The sequence below is a fragment of the Erwinia plantamica genome (assembly GCF_043420595.1).
In the GTDB taxonomy this organism is placed as follows: Bacteria; Pseudomonadota; Gammaproteobacteria; order Enterobacterales; family Enterobacteriaceae; genus Erwinia; species Erwinia aeris.
The window spans coordinates 231,902-247,889 of record NZ_JBGCUC010000003.1; the positions used below are offsets into that span (position 1 = coordinate 231,902).

At 57.5% G+C, this 15,988-nt stretch carries 16 protein-coding genes; 5 read left to right on the top strand and 11 right to left on the bottom strand.

Annotation, left to right across the window (positions count from 1 at the left end; genetic code table 11):
- Positions 1 to 2: 2 nt before the first annotated feature.
- The 6 genes from mglA to AB3U87_RS04495 form a co-directional block, all read right to left on the bottom strand.
- Positions 3 to 1,511 (bottom strand): galactose/methyl galactoside ABC transporter ATP-binding protein MglA, encoded by a 1,509-nt coding sequence (gene mglA / locus AB3U87_RS04470; RefSeq protein ID WP_125288172.1) that lies wholly within the window; start codon positions 1,509 to 1,511, stop codon positions 3 to 5.
- 81 nt (positions 1,512 to 1,592) lie between these two features.
- A complete protein-coding gene (mglB, locus tag AB3U87_RS04475) occupies positions 1,593 to 2,585 on the bottom strand; it encodes a galactose/glucose ABC transporter substrate-binding protein MglB (protein WP_253459968.1) in 993 nt (330 codons plus the stop codon).
- Between the two features lie 135 nt (positions 2,586 to 2,720).
- On the bottom strand, positions 2,721 to 3,761 hold the full coding sequence (galS, locus tag AB3U87_RS04480; protein WP_253459965.1) for an HTH-type transcriptional regulator GalS: 1,041 nt from the start codon (positions 3,759 to 3,761) through the stop codon (positions 2,721 to 2,723).
- Between the two features lie 152 nt (positions 3,762 to 3,913).
- On the bottom strand, positions 3,914 to 5,065 hold the full coding sequence (gene yeiB, locus AB3U87_RS04485; protein ID WP_394148517.1) for a DUF418 domain-containing protein YeiB: 1,152 nt from the start codon (positions 5,063 to 5,065) through the stop codon (positions 3,914 to 3,916).
- Between the two features lie 52 nt (positions 5,066 to 5,117).
- Positions 5,118 to 5,783 carry a GTP cyclohydrolase I FolE gene (gene folE, locus AB3U87_RS04490; RefSeq protein WP_125288176.1) on the bottom strand — a complete coding sequence of 222 codons (666 nt, stop codon included), beginning with the start codon at positions 5,781 to 5,783 and terminating at the stop codon, positions 5,118 to 5,120.
- A gap of 125 nt (positions 5,784 to 5,908) precedes the next feature.
- Positions 5,909 to 7,045, bottom strand: a complete 1,137-nt coding sequence (locus AB3U87_RS04495) for a YbfB/YjiJ family MFS transporter (protein ID WP_394148519.1) — start codon at positions 7,043 to 7,045, stop codon at positions 5,909 to 5,911.
- A gap of 116 nt (positions 7,046 to 7,161) precedes the next feature.
- On the opposite strand from AB3U87_RS04495, the gene ptrR reads away from it, so the two are divergent.
- The 5 genes from ptrR to AB3U87_RS04520 all read left to right on the top strand — a co-directional run bounded on the left by ptrR (position 7,162) and on the right by AB3U87_RS04520 (position 10,973).
- A complete protein-coding gene (gene ptrR / locus AB3U87_RS04500) occupies positions 7,162 to 8,043 on the top strand; it encodes a putrescine utilization regulator PtrR (RefSeq protein ID WP_253459956.1) in 882 nt (293 codons plus the stop codon).
- A gap of 75 nt (positions 8,044 to 8,118) precedes the next feature.
- Entirely contained in the window at positions 8,119 to 9,243 is a 1,125-nt protein-coding gene (locus tag AB3U87_RS04505) for an S-(hydroxymethyl)glutathione dehydrogenase/class III alcohol dehydrogenase (protein WP_253459953.1), read from the top strand.
- A 10-nt stretch (positions 9,244 to 9,253) separates the two neighbouring features.
- Positions 9,254 to 10,096 (top strand): S-formylglutathione hydrolase, encoded by an 843-nt coding sequence (gene fghA, locus AB3U87_RS04510; protein ID WP_369895606.1) that lies wholly within the window; start codon positions 9,254 to 9,256, stop codon positions 10,094 to 10,096.
- Positions 10,097 to 10,260: 164 nt separating this feature from the next.
- The gene (locus tag AB3U87_RS04515) at positions 10,261 to 10,638 is read left to right on the top strand and encodes a type II toxin-antitoxin system RelE/ParE family toxin (RefSeq protein ID WP_394148522.1); all 378 of its coding nucleotides are present in this window, start codon (positions 10,261 to 10,263) and stop codon (positions 10,636 to 10,638) included.
- The gene (locus AB3U87_RS04520) at positions 10,635 to 10,973 is read left to right on the top strand and encodes a helix-turn-helix domain-containing protein (RefSeq protein WP_253459939.1); all 339 of its coding nucleotides are present in this window, start codon (positions 10,635 to 10,637) and stop codon (positions 10,971 to 10,973) included. Before AB3U87_RS04515 ends, AB3U87_RS04520 begins: the two co-directional genes overlap by 4 nt.
- A gap of 106 nt (positions 10,974 to 11,079) precedes the next feature.
- On the opposite strand, the gene AB3U87_RS04525 is transcribed toward AB3U87_RS04520, so the two are convergent.
- From AB3U87_RS04525 to AB3U87_RS04545, 5 genes are all read right to left on the bottom strand, one after another.
- Positions 11,080 to 11,868: an ABC transporter ATP-binding protein gene (locus AB3U87_RS04525; RefSeq protein ID WP_253461271.1), complete on the bottom strand. Its 789-nt coding sequence runs from the start codon at positions 11,866 to 11,868 to the stop codon at positions 11,080 to 11,082.
- On the bottom strand, positions 11,865 to 12,947 hold the full coding sequence (locus tag AB3U87_RS04530) for a FecCD family ABC transporter permease (protein ID WP_253459936.1): 1,083 nt from the start codon (positions 12,945 to 12,947) through the stop codon (positions 11,865 to 11,867). Before AB3U87_RS04530 ends, AB3U87_RS04525 begins: the two co-directional genes overlap by 4 nt.
- A 164-nt stretch (positions 12,948 to 13,111) precedes the next feature.
- Positions 13,112 to 14,578: an amino acid permease gene (locus tag AB3U87_RS04535; RefSeq protein ID WP_125288184.1), complete on the bottom strand. Its 1,467-nt coding sequence runs from the start codon at positions 14,576 to 14,578 to the stop codon at positions 13,112 to 13,114.
- A 150-nt stretch (positions 14,579 to 14,728) separates the two neighbouring features.
- Positions 14,729 to 15,595: a DNA-binding transcriptional regulator YeiE gene (gene yieE, locus AB3U87_RS04540; protein ID WP_253459933.1), complete on the bottom strand. Its 867-nt coding sequence runs from the start codon at positions 15,593 to 15,595 to the stop codon at positions 14,729 to 14,731.
- Between the two features lie 9 nt (positions 15,596 to 15,604).
- Positions 15,605 to 15,976 (bottom strand): YkvA family protein, encoded by a 372-nt coding sequence (locus AB3U87_RS04545; RefSeq protein WP_253459930.1) that lies wholly within the window; start codon positions 15,974 to 15,976, stop codon positions 15,605 to 15,607.
- Between the last annotated feature and the right edge of the window lie 12 nt (positions 15,977 to 15,988).

Below are 15,988 nucleotides of genomic sequence, written 5' to 3' on the forward strand. Positions count from 1 at the left end.
CATTAAAGGTGCTTGGATGCTAAACGTAATATTTCGTTTTGCGTGGTAGTTTTGGTTTCGACAATGCCTGCAACCATGCCGTTGCTCATGACCAGGATCCTGTCGGTAATGCCCAGCAGCTCCGGCATTTCGGAAGAGATAATAATGATGCCCTTCTCTTTTTTCGCCAGATCGGAAATCAGCTGATAAATTTCAAACTTTGCGCCGACGTCAATGCCGCGCGTCGGTTCGTCCAGCATTAATATTTCCGGCTGGGTTAACAGCCAGCGGCCAATAATGACTTTCTGCTGGTTGCCGCCCGAAAGCGAGCCGATAGAGGTCGCGTGTCCCGGTGTTTTTACCCGCATGGCATCGATAACCCATTGGGTATCGCTTTTCATCCGGTTATTATCCAGCAGGCCAATCGAGTTTTTATATTTGCGAATATTTGAAATCAGCGAGTTAAAACCGATATCCAGAAACGCATAAATCCCCGTGGCGCGACGCTCCTCCGTCACCAGCGCAAAGCCGTGATTAATCGCTTCGTTAGCCGAGTTATTGTTGATTTTTTTGCCGTGCAGCTTAATGGTGCCGCCGGACTTTTCGCGGATGCCGAACAGCGTTTCCACGATATCGGTACGTTTAGCCCCCACCAGCCCGGCCACGCCAAGGATTTCGCCCTTGCGCAGATCGAACGAAATATCGCGAATAGACGGCTGACGCAGTGAGGTAAGGTTACGCACCTCCAGGATAGTTTCGCCCGGCACGTTGGACTTATCCGGGAAGCGCTGGTTCAGCGAGCGCCCTACCATCATGGCGATGATCTTATCCATATCCAGCCCTTCCAGCGGCTGGGTAGCGATCCACTGGCCGTCGCGCAAAATAGTAATTTCGTCGCACAGCTGGAAAATCTCTTCCATCTTGTGGGAGATATAAACTATGCCGCAGCCGCGATCTTTTAATTTACGGATAATAGTGAACAGGTGGTTCACTTCTTTTTCCGTTAATGAAGAGGTCGGCTCGTCCATAATGACAATTTTGGCATCATAAGAGAACGCTTTAGCTATCTCTATCATCTGCATCTGCGAAACGGAAAGGTTAATCACTTTGTCGCGCGGATCGATATCAATATCCAGCTCTTCAAAAATGGCTTTGGTATCGCGATACATTTTATCCTGGTCGACGAAAAAGCCTTTTCGCGGATAGCGGCCCAGCCACATGTTATCCATGACCGTGCGCTGTAAAACCAGGTTTAATTCCTGATGCACCATAGATACGCCGTTTTCCAGCGCCTCTTTGGAACTTTTAAAGTCGATCTCTTTGCCCTGAAAAAGAATGCTTCCCGTGTCTTTGCTATAAATACCAAACAGGCATTTTAATAAAGTCGATTTGCCCGCGCCGTTTTCCCCCATCAGCGCGTGAACCGAATGGGGACGAATTTTTAAATTAACGTTATCTAACGCCTTTACGCCCGGAAAGGACTTGCTGACGTTAGTCATTTCCAGCAGATACTGCCCCTGATCGCTGCTCATAATTCTACCTGGCGGATCGTTTTACGATCGGGCCCGTTCTGCGACGGGCCCGGTAACGGACGCGAGTGCGCCCGGAAAGACTTATTTACTGAACTGAGCGAGGTTCTCTTTATCAACCGGCACATAGGCCACGCGCACCACTTTACCTTCCAGCTTGTAGTTGGTGCCTTCGGTCGCCGGTTTGCCCGCCGCCAGGTTTTTCGCCATTTCAAAAGTGGCTCTGGCCTGGTTTTCCGCATCGTTCAGCACGGTGCCTTCCATCGCGCCGGATTTCACCATCGCCATCGCTTCCGGCAACGCATCCACGCCGAAGACCGGTACGGACGTTTTGTTATGCGCCTTCAGCGCTTCTACCGCGCCCATCGCCATCGCATCGTTATTGGCGATCACCACTTCGATTTTGTTGCCGTTCGGGCCGGAGAGCCACGCGTCCATCTTGTCTTTTGCCTGAGCGGTATCCCACATGGCGGTATCCAGATGCAGCTGCTGCGTTTTCAGGCCGTCTTTATTCAGGGTTTCGATCACGTATTTGGTACGCGCTTCGGCATCCGGGTGGCCCGGCTCGCCTTTCAGCAGCACAAACTGCACCACGCCGTCTTTGTTCAGATCCCAGTTGGCATTGGCTTTCCAGTGTTTCTCAATCAGCTCGCCCTGCTTGACGCCGGACTCTTTAGAATCGGTACCGACATAGTAAGCCTTGTCGTAGCTGGCCAGCGCTTTAGCAGAAGGCTCTTTGTTGAAGAAAACAATCGGAATATCGTTGGCTTTGGCTTTACTGATAACCACCGCCGCCGCCGCCGGATCGACAAGGTTAATCGCCAGCGCCTTCACGCCTTTCGCCACCATCACGTCAATCTGATCGTTTTGCGTTGACTGGCTGTTCTGCGAATCGTTCATCAGCAGCTGAATGCCGCTGCTGTTTTTCGCTTCCTTCTCGATATCCTTGCGCACCACGGACATAAAGTTGTCATCATATTTATAAATGGTTACGCCAATGCGGGTATCGGCCGCCTGCGCCGTTGCGCCAAACATCATGCTGGCAACCAGGGCTGTGAGGGTGAATGCCTTCTTCATTGTTCTCTCCGGTTCTTTGTAGGGTCGGTATGCGTGTGCAGCCGGACCGTGTTGTTATTCTGTCCCGGCCAGGCACGGCCATCTTAGTGAAGCAGATGTTAATTAACTGTGAACTTACTCACGGATTGAAAACGGTTACATGGCGGTATCGTTGCGTATAGTGATCGCCGCCACACTTTGGCAGGGCGCGACGGAATGACGGCGCACCAGCGTTGGCATAAAGCAGTGACCGGCCGACTCGTCCAGCAGGCCCGCCGCGCCTTTCAACGCCAGTTCGGTAGCCAGTTTAGCCATGGAAACAATAGGATAGCGGACGGTCGTCAGCTGCGGGTCGGTATAGCGGGAAATGGGGATATCGTCGAAGCCAATCACCGACAGCTGCTGCGGCACCGCAATGCCGTTATCTTTCAGCGCGGTCAGCGCCCCGGCGGCCATGCTGTCGTTATAGGCGAACACGGCGCTGAGGTGGAGATTACGCCCCAGCAGCTCCACCATCGCCGCCTCTCCGCCCTGCATATCCGGCTCGGCGCTGGCGATCCAGCTTTCGGCAGGCTGGGTAGCCTGCTCGGCCAGCGCCTGCCGCCAGCCCGCGCGTCGCTGGTCTGTATCTTCGATAGTATGGCTCGACCCCAGATAACCGATGCGCCGGTGGCCCTGCTGTTGCAACATGCGCATCGCCATCAGCGCGCCGCTGACGTTGTCCAGGCAGACGCAGCGGTGCGCGTAGCCCGGCACTACGCGGTTGATCAGCACCATGCCGGGCACCTGATCCATCAGCGAGGCCAGCTCGTCGTCTGCCAGGGCTTTGGCATGAACGATCAGCGCGCCGCAACGCTGACGGATCAGCACCTCGATAGCGTGCCGCTCTTTGTCCGCCTGATGATAGGAGTTGTTGATAAGTACGTGTTTTTGCATACGCTGCGCGACGGTATCCACCGCTTTGACCAGCGCGCCGAAGAAGGGATCGGAGACGTCCATCACCACCACGCCGATGGTATCGCTGACCTGGGAAGCCAGCGCCTGCGCGTTGGCGTTGGGTCGGTAGCCCAGCTGGCCGACGATGCCCAGCACTTTTTCCCGCGTTTCCTGTGTGACCGCCGCGCTGTGGTTAAGCACGCGTGAAACCGTCGCCACCGACACGCCAGCCTCACGGGCTACATCGCGAATGGTGATCATGGCTGACTGCCTGTGGAAGATAAGGTTTGCATAGCCCTCCCGGATGCGTTGTTTGCGGGGGCTATTCTGACAAAGGGCAAGGCAAGACTGCGTGAATCAGGTCACACTGATGAAAACGGTTACATCCCTTTCCGTCACATTTGTGACGCTTATCATTTTTGTAACATTACGTCGCGGCTGCTCAGACGGGTGAGCTGACGCCAGCACCATTCGACCGGCCCCTGGCGGAAATAGCGCAGCCAGCACAGCGAAAAGAGGAGATTTACCAGCCAGACCAGCAGCACTACCGCCAGCAGCTGCGGCCGATCGAGCCGGTTGAACCAGCCGAAATGGTTAAAAAGCGTGGTGCAAAGCAGCGTTTGCAGTAAATAGTTGCTCAGCGCCATCCGCCCTACGCTGCTGATGGCGCGCGTGAGGGTAAAACGGGCCAGCGTAGGCCAGAAACCAAAGCAAAGCGCGGCATAGCCGATAGCCTGAAGCGGCGCGCTCAGCTCGCGCGGCAGCTGTAAATAGAACGCTGACGGATAAAATGCCCAGCCGCAAGCCCACTGCAGATAAATGCCCGGTATTTCGATGATGGCCGCCAGCAGCAGCAGGATCAGCGCAGTGCGCCGGTAGTGGGCCAGGCTCCAGCGCCCCTGTAGCCAGCCGCTGCGCATCAAGGCGCCGCCAATCAGCATCAGGCCGGCCAGCTGCCAGCCGTACTGCGCCGCCAGCGACAGCAGGCCTGACGAGAGCAGATCGAGACGGTTGCGCACCGCTTCCCAACCGCCGTGGGTTTTCCAGAAGGTTTCATACTGAATATCCGCCGCCCCCGCCAGCCAGGAATTGTTAGGCTGATGGCCCGACAGCAGGCCGAACACCAGCAGCACGCCGCAGCCCACGATATAAAGCATCACGCCGGTATTAAACAGCTGCCGCGTCGAGGAGACGTCGCGGATCATCCGCCAGGCTACCAGCCCAATCAGCCCGTAATCCAGCAGGATATCCCCTTCCCAGAACAGCAGACAGTGCAGAAAACCGAGCAGCACCAGCCAGCTCAGGCGCGCCTGTAGCCAGCGTTTGCCGCGCGAAAGCAGCAGCTGCAAGCCGCCGCCAAACAGCAGCGCAAACAGCGCGAGGAATTTCAGCTGGGCAAAGAAATCGATCAGCGCCCACGTCCAGGCATCGCCCGGCGTAACGCTGCCCTGCCACGCCGGGTTCAGATAGGCGGCGCCCGGCAGACCGAAGGCGTTAATGTTGAGCAGCAGGATCCCCAGAATGGCGATGCCCCGAATAAAATCCAGCGTCTGAATACGAGGCATCGGCAGGCCCTGACTGTGGTGAAGGGTAACGACTACGACGGCGCGCCGTAGCTTAGCTGTGGCGAACGGCGCGCAGAAACTCCTGACGGGTGTTCTGGCTGGATTTGAACAGGCCGCCCAGTGAAGTGGTGGTGGTGGCGCTGGTCGCATCACGAATGCCGCGCGCTTTTACACAGTAGTGCACCGCGTCGATGGAAACCGCGACGTTATTGGTGCCAAGCAGCGTTTGCAGCGCAACCAGGATCTGCTGGGTCAGCCTTTCCTGTACCTGTGGACGGGAAGAGAAAAACTGCACGATGCGGTTAATCTTCGACAGGCCAATCACTTTATCTTTCGGGATATAGGCTACCGTCGCTTTGCCGTCGATGATCACAAAGTGGTGCTCGCAGGTGCTGGTCAGCGTGATATCCCGCACCGTCACCATTTCGTCCACCTTCATTTTGTTTTCAATCAGGGTGATTTTCGGGAAGTTGGCGTAGTCCAGGCCGGAGAACACCTCATTCACATACATCTTAGCGATGCGGTGCGGCGTTTCCATCAGGCTGTCATCTTCTAAATCAAGATTAAGCAGCTGCATGACTTCGGTCATGTGCCCGGCGATCAGCCGCCTGCGGGTTTCGTCATCCATATCACGCGCAGGCGAGCGTAGGGGTGTTTCCAGTCCACGCGCAAGCAGCGCTTCGTGAACAAGTGTGGCTTCCTGACTTAACGTAGCCATGGCGATCTATTCTCCAGCAGGTGTAACGCCGGTCCCGACGGGACCGGTACAATTTCAGAGGGCGTATTTTGGTACACAACGCGTCGTTAATCCAGCGAATCAAGCTAAACCACCCTGAAACTGTTTCATGCAGCACCGGGATCGCGCCGCCAGACCAGCAGCCCGGCCACCAGCAGTCCCGCGCCCGCGACGTAAAGCGCTGGCTCAAGGCGATGGGTAAAAGTGGTGGAAAGTGCGGAAACCAGCGGCCCGGCCAGCTGGCCGATAGCGTAACCGGTGGTCAGCAGGCCTGCCATATACCGGCTATGGCGCGGCGCCATCTCGCGGGCATATTGCAGCGAAAGCGACACCAGGTTAAGAAAGCCAATGCCCATCAGTATTGAACCGACCACCAGCCCGCTCAAACCCGGCACCACGGCGGCGCACAGCACGCCCAGCGCCTGCGCCCACAGGTTAAACGCCAGCCGCGTATTGGATGAACCAATATGCCGCATAACAATGCCCAGCCCGACGCCTAACACCGCCGTGCCGCCAAAAATGGGCCAGACAAACTGCGCAAAAACGCTGGCAGGAAAACGGGCCGCCGCCATCTGCGACAGAAACGTGGCGGGAATGATGTAGCCAAAGCCGGCCAGGCTGTAGCTCCAGACCAGCTTTTTCAGCCCGCTGGTCAGCACCAGCGGTTCCGGCGTGGTTTCGGGCCGGTGCAGCTCGCCTTTACGCGGCAGGAAACGAAAAATAAGAGAAGCCAGCACCAGCGCCAGCACGCCATAGGCGCACCAGGCCTGCGCGGCGCTGACCTGGCGTGCGTGAAGAAACACGGCCAGCAGCCCGCTCAGAAAGATGCCCATGCCCGGCCCGGCGAAGACGGCGGCGCTTAAGCCGGGACGGCCATATTTATGCAGCTGCTCGTTGCTCCATGCCGCTACCAGCACCATCGCCCAGCCGCTGGCCCAGCCGATCGCAAAGCGCACCACGCCGTGCAGCCAGGCGTCGGACACGCAGGCGGAAAGCAGCGTCAGGATCACCGCGCCGCCGATGCCTGCTTTAAGCCTGGCCTCCACGTGAGTGGTCGTCCGCATCGCGTTCCAGGAGCCGCAGAGGTAGCCCAGGTAGTTGAAGGCCGCGACTACCGCCGCGCTGGTCAGCGTCAGCTGATGCTCCGTAATCATCAGCGGCACCTGCGGCGTAAAGGTAAACCGCCCAATGCCCATCGCGACAATCAGCGCAATAAAAGCGCTTAGCGCTACCCGTATTGCCATTTGTTCTCCCTTCCGGCTTTATCCGGCTTGATGAAAGTGTTGCAGTCAGTCTGCATCATGGATAGACTTACAAAAAGTGAATAATACAAACCAACTTGTTTACGAAAAGAGAATAAATGGATCTGACCCAGCTTAAAATGTTCTGCGCGGTAGCGGAGACCGGTTCGCTGGCGCGCGCCGCCGAACAGCTGCATCGCGTGCCGTCCAACCTGACGACCAGGCTGCGCCAGCTGGAGCAGGAAACGGGCATCGATCTTTTTATCCGCGAAAAGCAGCGCCTGCGGCTGTCGCCGATGGGCCATAATTTTTTGTGCTATGCGCAGCGGATCCTGGCGCTCAGCGAGGAAGCGCTGGCAATGACGCACAACGGCGAGCCTGGCGGCATATTTGCGCTGGGATCGATGGAGAGCACCGCCGCTGTCCACCTGCCCTCTTTATTGTCAACCTACCATCAGCGCTATCCTGAGGTCACGCTGTCGCTGGTCACCGGCACCTCGGGTGAAATCATTGAGCAGGTGCGGAAAGGCACGCTGGCCGCCGCGCTGGCCGAAGGCCCGGTCGTGGCCGACGAGCTGAACAGCTGCAAAACCTTTAGCGAGCGCATGGTGCTGATCAGCAACCTGCACCATGCGCCCATTCAGCGCCCTGAAGATGCCGCAGGCGATACGCTGTTCGCCTTCCGTCCCGGCTGCTCTTACCGTCTTCGTTTAGAAAACTGGTTTCGTCAGGCGGGGATTTCACCCGGCCCGTTTATGGAGATCCAGTCCTATCACGCCATGCTGGCCTGCGTAGCCAGCGGCGCCGGGCTGGCGATACTGCCGGAATCGGTGCTGGAAAGGATCGCCGCGCCGGGCCAGGTGCAAAAACATGCGCTGCCTGCGGATATCAGCGAGACCACGACTTACCTGGTGTGGCGTCGGGATGCGTTTACCCCCAACGTCAAGGCGCTGAAGTACCTGATTATAGAGCAATCCCCGGACGATGAAATTCAGCCATAATTAAATGGTTTGAGCGGCGTCAGGCCGCTCGCCAGATCCCTGCCAAATGGCAACCTCTACAAGGAATAAACTGATATGCAGATGATTAAAACTCGCGCCGCTGTTGCCTGGGCCGCCGGCGAGCCGCTGTCGATTGAAGAAGTCGACCTGATGCCGCCGCAGAAAGGCGAAGTGCTGGTACGCATCGTCGCGACCGGCGTCTGCCACACCGATGCCTATACCCTTTCAGGAAAAGATCCTGAGGGCGTGTTCCCGGCTATTCTGGGCCACGAAGGCGGCGGTATTGTCGAAGCGGTTGGCGAAGGCGTTACCAGCGTGGCGGTCGGCGATCACGTCATTCCGCTGTACACGCCGGAATGCGGCAAATGTAAGTTCTGCCTCTCCGGCAAAACCAACCTGTGCCAGGCTATCCGCGCCACCCAGGGCAAAGGGCTAATGCCGGACGGCACCACCCGTTTCTTTAAGGACGGCAAGCCGATTTTCCACTATATGGGCACCTCGACCTTCTCTGAGTACACCGTTATCCCGGAAATTTCACTGGCGAAAATCAGTAAAGAAGCGCCGCTGGAAGAAGTTTGCCTGCTGGGCTGCGGCGTCACCACCGGTATGGGCGCGGTGATGAACACGGCCAAGGTAAAAGAAGGCGATACCGTGGCGATCTTCGGTCTGGGCGGCATCGGCCTTTCGGCGATTATCGGCGCGAAGATGGCGAAAGCGGGCCGGATTATCGGTATCGATCTCAATACCAGCAAGTTCGATCTCGCCAGAAAGCTGGGCGCCACCGACCTGGTTAATCCAAAAGATTACGATAAGCCCATTCAGGATGTAATTGTTGAAATGACCGATGGCGGCGTCGATTTCTCCTTTGAGTGCATCGGCAACGTTAACGTGATGCGTTCCGCGCTGGAGTGCTGCCACAAAGGCTGGGGCGAGTCCGTGATTATCGGCGTGGCTGGTGCAGGCGAAGAGATTTCTACCCGCCCGTTCCAGCTGGTGACCGGACGCGTCTGGCGCGGCTCCGCGTTTGGCGGCGTGAAAGGCCGCTCGGAGCTGCCGGGGATCGTCCAGCGCTACCTGGATGGTGAATTCCAGCTGAATGATTTCATCACCCACAATATGCCGCTGGAAGAGATCAACGACGCGTTCGATCTGATGCACGAAGGGAAATCTATCCGTTCCGTGGTGCATTTTTCTAAATAAGGAGACAAGGATGGTATCCACCCTGGAGTTACTGGAAGAACACCGCATGTTTGGCGGCTGGCAGCAGCGCTATCGCCACCAGTCGGCCACGCTGAACTGCTCTATGACCTTCAGCATTTTTTTGCCGGGTCCGAAAGGCGATACCGCCCCGCCGGTGCTCTGGTTTCTGGCCGGGCTGACCTGTAGCGACGAGAATTTCTCGACCAAAGCGGGCGCGCAGCGCGCGGCGGCAGAGCTGGGTCTGGTGCTGGTGATGCCGGATACCAGCCCGCGCGGCGAAGTGGTGCCCAATGACGAAGCCTACGATCTGGGCCAGGGTGCCGGATTCTATCTGAACGCGACCCAGGCGCCGTGGGATGCGCATTTTCGGATGTACGACTACCTGACGGAAGAGCTGCCCGTGCTGATTGCCGGCAACTTTAACGTCAGCGATAAGCAGGCGATTATGGGTCATTCTATGGGCGGTCACGGCGCGCTGATGCTGGCGCTGCGTAATCCGCAGCGCTATGTTTCGGCCTCCGCCTTTGCGCCGATCGTTAATCCAACGCAGGTGCCGTGGGGCGAAAAAGCCTTTACGGCCTATCTGGGCGAGGATCGCGCGCTGTGGGAAGCCTGGGACAGCTGTCTGCTGATGCAGCAGGCGACGCATCCGCTGCCGATGCTGCTGGATCAGGGCGACAGCGATCAGTTCCTCGCCGATCAGCTGCGCCCGGAACGGCTGGAAGCGGTGGCCAGCGAGAAAAACTATCCGCTGACCGTGCGCATTCAGCCCGGTTACGATCACAGCTACTACTTTATCGCCAGCTTCGTGGAAGATCATCTGCGCTTCCATGCCCGCTATTTGCTGGCGTAACCCTTCAGGGCCGGGATCTTCCCGGCCTTTTTTTTCTTGCGCTCCCCTCAGGATCCGCCCTGCAATAGCAATACATCCTCCTGTCGGCATGGCCATAACCACTTGTAGTGAAGCCGTAATGGTTATTATAATAATGGTTACTATATGGAGCGGAGGCCAGGGAAATGGCGATTTATATCCATAAGCGCCTGGACAAGATGTTTGCAAAAGCTGGCATTGCAGATGCCGACCTTTGTCTGGCCGCAAGGGAGGTTGAGTGCGGCAACTATGAGGCAGATTTGGGCGGGGGCGTTAAAAAAAAGCGGATTGCTTTGAATGCAGGCAAACGCGGCGGCGCCCGCACAGTGGTATTTTTTAAAAAAGATAGCAATCTGTTTTTTTATGATGGCTGGCTGAAAGACGGTTCGAAAAAAGCGGCAAAAGAGATTGGCGAGGATGAGCTGGAGATTTATAAGAAGCTCGCCAGAGCCTATTTTAAAGCGGATAAAAACATGCTGGATCGACTGAAAGCAAGCGGGACGTTCAGAGAGGTAAAACAATGAAAACGAAACCGGCCGAGTTACATGAGATGCTTGACGATGCTAAAGAGCTACAGGCGCTGGGGCTAATGAGCAATAACGATGTGCAGGAAATCGCTGCCCGCGTCAGCCTGCGTGAGTTTCGTCAACGTATTGCCGCAGTCCGCACCATGTCCGCCAGCGAAATCAAAGCCGTTCGCGCCCGCTGGGGACTGACCCAGGCCACGCTGGCCTATACGTTGGGCATGACGGTAGACAGCGTTTCCAAATGGGAGCGTGGCGAGATTACCCCAAGCGGCCCGGTTCTGCGCATACTGAACACGCTGGCGGTAAAAGGCCCCGATGTTTTCGCTATCTGAGCACAAACGCAGGGTAAAAATCTGAGCGTCAGGGAATTAACAATGATGCGCCAGACAGAGAGGGAAGCAATGCACAAGAGAGCCGGCAAGAAACCGACTCGTCCATTCAGGAAACCGGCTCGCTGACCAGGCCATCAATCAGCACCTGCGGCGTCCCCTGCGAGCAGCGCTCAATACGGCCCCGCACGCCGTATACCTTCGCCAGGCTTTCCGGTGTAATCACCTCTTCCGGCAGACCGTCAGCAATCAGGCCGCCGTTTTGCAGCATCAGCACGTGCTGACCGTGACGCAGAGCGATATTGATATCGTGCACCACGACTACGGTAACGATATTCCGCTTGCTGGTTTCCCGGCGCACTAAATCCATGACGTGGAACTGATAGTTAAGATCCAGCGCGCTTAGCGGCTCGTCCAGCAGCAGCAGCTCCGGGCGACGGATCAGCGACTGCGCCAGGCCAACCAGCTGCTTCTGGCCGCCGGAAAGCTGATCGAGGTAGCTCAGCGCCAGATGCGCGATGCCCAGCCTTTCCAGCAGCGCCATCACTTCCGCCTCGCTCGTCGCGCTACCGCGTGCGCCGGAAGCGCGCTGGGCGACAATAATGGATTCAAGCACGTGCAGATGCACGCCAGCGGGCAGCGACTGCGGCAGGTACACCACTTTTTCCGCCCGGCGGGCAAACGGCTGGCTCAGCAGCTCCGTGCCGTTCAGCCACAGCTCGCCCTGCGCCTGATTCAGTCCGGCAATCGAGCGCAGCAGCGTGGATTTTCCGCAGCCGTTCGGCCCCAGCAGCACGGTGATTTTGCCTCGCGGCAGCAGCGGCACGTTCAGGTTGCTGATAATCTTGCGTTTAGGATAACCGGCGTGAAAGCCTTTAATAGCTAAACCGTCCATCAGACGCTCCCCCGATGACGCAGAATAATGCTCAGGAAGAACGGCACGCCGACCAGAGAAGTGACGATGCCGACCGGGATAATCACGCCGGGCACCAGGTTTTTCGACACCACCGACGCCATTGACAGCACCAGCGCGCCGGTCAGCGCGCTGGCTGGCAGGTAAAAACGGTGATCCTCGCCAAAGATCAGGCGAGCGATATGCGGCGCCACCAGGCCGATAAACCCGATTGGGCCGACAAAAGCCACCGCCAGCGCGGAAAGCACGCTGATGCGCAGCAGCGTGCCCAGCCGCAGGCGGCGCACGTCAATACCAAAACTGACGGCGCGATCTTCGCCCAGGCGCAGCGCGGTGAGCTTCCAGGCGCTCATCATGGAGAACGGCAGAACCAGCAGCAGCGCCAGCGTCAGCACGCCCAGTTTCTCCCAGGAGGCGCGCGCCAGGCTGCCCATCGTCCAGAACACCAGGCCCTGCAACGTATCTTCGCTGGCGATAAACTGCATCATGGATACCAGCGCGTTAAAGGTAAACACCAGCGCGATGCCGAACAGCACCACGCCGGAAGTCGCCACGCGCGTCCAGCGGGTAACGCCGTCCAGCATCAGCGCGGCCAGCAGCGCAAAAATAAAGGCGTTAGCTGAGATAAACCACTGATCCGGGATACCGGGCAAACCGATGCCCAGCACGATAGCCAGCGCGGCGCCAAAGGCGGCGGCGGAAGAGACGCCCAGCGTAAACGGACTGGCCAGCGGGTTATTCAGGATAGTCTGCATTTCCGCCCCGGCCAGCCCCAGCGCCAGCCCGACCACCACTGCCATCAGCGCGTAAGGTAAACGAATATCCCAGACGATAACGCGCGAACCGGCATCCACGCTCTGCGGCGACAGCAGCGTTTGCCACAGCGTTTCCAGCGACAGGCCCGACGGGCCTAAAGTAAAGTCGAACAGCAGCGAAGCGAGGATAGCCAACACCAGCACGCCCATAAAAAACAGGCGGCGGCGCAGCAGATGATGATAACGATCCATCGCGCCTTCGTGCTGTTGGACGCTGGCGTAGCGGTCGGTGTTGTGGGTCACGCTCATGGTTTCTACCTGTCATGGAGTTCGCACCAGGCCGGCTGCAAACCCTGAAAATTAGCAAAGCGGAAAACGTACGGCGCTAACAATAAAGGAAATGATAATAGTTATCAATCCTATATGTAACAGAGTATGTCAAAGAAAAAGGCGCGGAAACCGCGCCTTCACCCTTATTTAAATTTGGGGAACTGCATTTCGCTGTATTTCACAAAGCGCGTGCGCTTCGTCAGCTTGTAGCCGAACCAGATAATCAGGAACAGCGGGATGCCGATATAGGTTGCCGCCGCGCCGTACCAGTCGATGCGATCCGCCAGGAACGCCTGGTAGTTTTGCCCCAGGGTGATGATCAGGCAGAGCACGAAAGCGAAGATCGGCCCCAGCGGGAAGAACTTAGAGCGGTACGGCAGATCGTTGATATCGTAGCCCTGCGAGACAAAGCCGCGACGGAAACGGTAATGGCTGATGGCTATCCCCAGCCAGGCGATAAAACCGGTCATGCCGGAAGTATTCAGCAGCCAGAGATAGACCGTCTGGTTGCCGAACATTGAGGTCAGGAAACAGAGCGCGGCAACCACGGTGGTGGCATACAGCGCATTGCGCGGCACGCCGCCTTTTGACAGCTTGCCAAACATACGCGGCGCTTTGCCTTCGCGCGCCAGCGTAAACAGCATACGGGTCGACGCATACATGCCGGAGTTGCCCGCTGACAGAATAGCGGTGAGGATCACGGCATTCATGATCGCCGCCGCTGAAAGCAGCCCGGCATGTTTAAACACCAGCGTGAACGGGCTGACGCTGATGTCTTTCACATCGTTACGCAGCAGGCTTGGGTCGGTGTAAGGGATAATCAGGCTGATCACCAGGATCGCCAGGATATAAAACAGCAGGATGCGCCAGAAGACCTGACGAACCGAGCGCGGAATATTTTTGGCCGGATCTTCCGATTCGCCTGCGGCGATACCAATCAGTTCCGTTCCCTGGAAGGAGAAGCCGGCAATCATCGCCACGCCGATCATGGCGGAAAAGCCGCCGGAGAAAGGCGCATCGCCGATCTGCCAGTTACCCCAGCCCGCGACCGGCTGGTCGCCGCGCAGAATGCCGAGGATCATCATCACGCCCACTACGATAAAAATCACTACCGTGACCACTTTGATCAGGGAGAACCAGTATTCTGCCTCACCAAAGCCCTTTACCGAGATGTAGTTGAGCAGGAAGATAACGCTCAGAAAGAGTACGCTCCAGATCCAGCCGGGCGTATCGGGGAACCAGTAGGTCATCACCAGCTGCGCGGCAACCAGTTCAATCGCCACGGTCACGGCCCAGTTGTACCAGTAGTTCCAGCCCAGCGCAAAGCCGAAGCCTTCTTCAACGAAGTTGGAGCCGTAGGTAGAAAAGGAGCCGGATACCGGCATAAAGGCGGCCAGTTCGCCGAGGCTGGTCATCAGGAAATAGACCATCAGGCCGATCAGGGCATAGGAAAGCAGCGCGCCGCCGGGGCCAGCCTGGGAGATAGTCGCGCCGGAAGCGACAAACAGGCCGGTGCCTATGGAACCGCCGATGGCGATCATCGTCAAATGACGCGCCTTTAGTTTGCGCTGTAATTCAGGCTGTTGTGTTGTTTTTGTGTCATGATCCATTGGTAAATGCTGTGCTCTGGCTAAAATGAGGCGCGATTGTAACAAACTCCTTCGTCAGAAGAAGTCATTCCGCGACGTTATAAGATAGCTTCATGATCTGCGGCGAATTATTAGCGCCTGATTAAGCCCCGTTTTTCTGACTGCTCCGCTTTATTCCGCGCAGTAGCTTAGAAAACGCAGCAGCGCCTTCGAGAGATGCTTCTGCCGATGATGAATACGGTACAGCGTGCGTTTGAGTTTGGGCAGCGGGATCGGCACTTCTTTTAACGTGCCTGCCGCCAGCTGTTCCGCAATAACCCGCCGCGACAGACAGCTGATGCCCATTCCGTGGCGCACGGCATGCTTGATTGCCTCTGAGTTGCCCAGCTCCAGCGCCAGGCTAAACTGCGGCAGATGCGAAAGCAGCAGATAATCGACGATTTCGCGCGTGCCGGAGCCGTGTTCGCGCAGGATCCACGACGCGGCCGCCAGGCTTTCCAGCGTCACCGGCTGACGCAGAATAGCCGCGTCGGCGGCGGCAAAAACCACCAGCTCATCTTCCAGCCAGGGTTCGCCAACCAGCTCGCTGACGTGGCACGGCCCTTCGATAAAACCCACATCGACGCGAAAATCAGCCACGGCGTTAATCACATCCTGGCTGTTGCCCACGCTCAGCTCCAGCGGCAGCTCGGGAAAGTCGCGCCGCCAGCCGGCAATCATGCCCGGCAACAGATAGTTACCAATGGTGCTGCTGGCGTAAACCCGCAGCGCGCCGTTATCTTCGCGAAACAGCTGTTCGATTTCAGTGGTTTGCTCCAGCAGCGCCACCGCCCGTGGATAAAGCAGGCGGCCGTGCTCGTTAACCACCAGCCGTTTTCCGACCCTGTCGAACAGCTGAACGCCCAGCTGATTTTCCAGATCCGCCAGCGCCGCGCTGACCGCCGACTGCGACAGCGACAGCACCTGCGAGGCCTGAGTTGTCGAGCCGCTTTTCAGCACCTCAGCAAAGACCTCAAGCTGCCTTAATGTGATATGCATTGTTCTTCCTTACTGACTCCATGTCTTCACCAGCCAGATAATCATCGCCAGCCATACCAGCAGCACTATCGCCAGCCAGCCGCCAAGCTTCTTTTTCCTGTGGGCCTGCCGGGCGGTTCGCTGTTGGCTGGCGGCCCTGACCTCCGCCGGCAGCAGGCGCAGCAGCAGCATCATGCCCGACGGCACGATAATAGCGTCGTCCAGTAGCCCAACAAAGGGAATAACGTCGGGAATAAAATCAACGGGGCTTAGCGCATAAACCGCCAGCAGCACGGCCATGCCCTTTTGCCACAGTGGCGTACGCGGATCGCGGCAGGCATACCACAGCGTGACGCCATCTTTTCTGATTACGCTTACCCATCTTGTTAATCGCCTGAACATCCCCGCCCTCTC

Bases quoted from the DNA above. Each gene is read 5' to 3' on its own strand.
- mglA (WP_125288172.1), bottom strand. From the start codon at position 1,511: ATGAGCAGCGATCAGGGGCAGTATCTGCTGGAAATGACTAACGTCAGC.
- mglB (WP_253459968.1), bottom strand. From the start codon at position 2,585: ATGAAGAAGGCATTCACCCTCACAGCCCTGGTTGCCAGCATGATGTTT.
- galS (WP_253459965.1), bottom strand. From the start codon at position 3,761: ATGATCACCATTCGCGATGTAGCCCGTGAGGCTGGCGTGTCGGTGGCG.
- yeiB (WP_394148517.1), bottom strand. From the start codon at position 5,065: ATGCCTCGTATTCAGACGCTGGATTTTATTCGGGGCATCGCCATTCTG.
- folE (WP_125288176.1), bottom strand. From the start codon at position 5,783: ATGGCTACGTTAAGTCAGGAAGCCACACTTGTTCACGAAGCGCTGCTT.
- AB3U87_RS04495 (WP_394148519.1), bottom strand. From the start codon at position 7,045: ATGGCAATACGGGTAGCGCTAAGCGCTTTTATTGCGCTGATTGTCGCG.
- ptrR (WP_253459956.1), top strand. From the start codon at position 7,162: ATGGATCTGACCCAGCTTAAAATGTTCTGCGCGGTAGCGGAGACCGGT.
- AB3U87_RS04505 (WP_253459953.1), top strand. From the start codon at position 8,119: ATGCAGATGATTAAAACTCGCGCCGCTGTTGCCTGGGCCGCCGGCGAG.
- fghA (WP_369895606.1), top strand. From the start codon at position 9,254: ATGGTATCCACCCTGGAGTTACTGGAAGAACACCGCATGTTTGGCGGC.
- AB3U87_RS04515 (WP_394148522.1), top strand. From the start codon at position 10,261: ATGGCGATTTATATCCATAAGCGCCTGGACAAGATGTTTGCAAAAGCT.
- AB3U87_RS04520 (WP_253459939.1), top strand. From the start codon at position 10,635: ATGAAAACGAAACCGGCCGAGTTACATGAGATGCTTGACGATGCTAAA.
- AB3U87_RS04530 (WP_253459936.1), bottom strand. From the start codon at position 12,947: ATGAGCGTGACCCACAACACCGACCGCTACGCCAGCGTCCAACAGCAC.
- AB3U87_RS04535 (WP_125288184.1), bottom strand. From the start codon at position 14,578: ATGGATCATGACACAAAAACAACACAACAGCCTGAATTACAGCGCAAA.
- yieE (WP_253459933.1), bottom strand. From the start codon at position 15,595: ATGCATATCACATTAAGGCAGCTTGAGGTCTTTGCTGAGGTGCTGAAA.
- AB3U87_RS04545 (WP_253459930.1), bottom strand. From the start codon at position 15,976: ATGTTCAGGCGATTAACAAGATGGGTAAGCGTAATCAGAAAAGATGGC.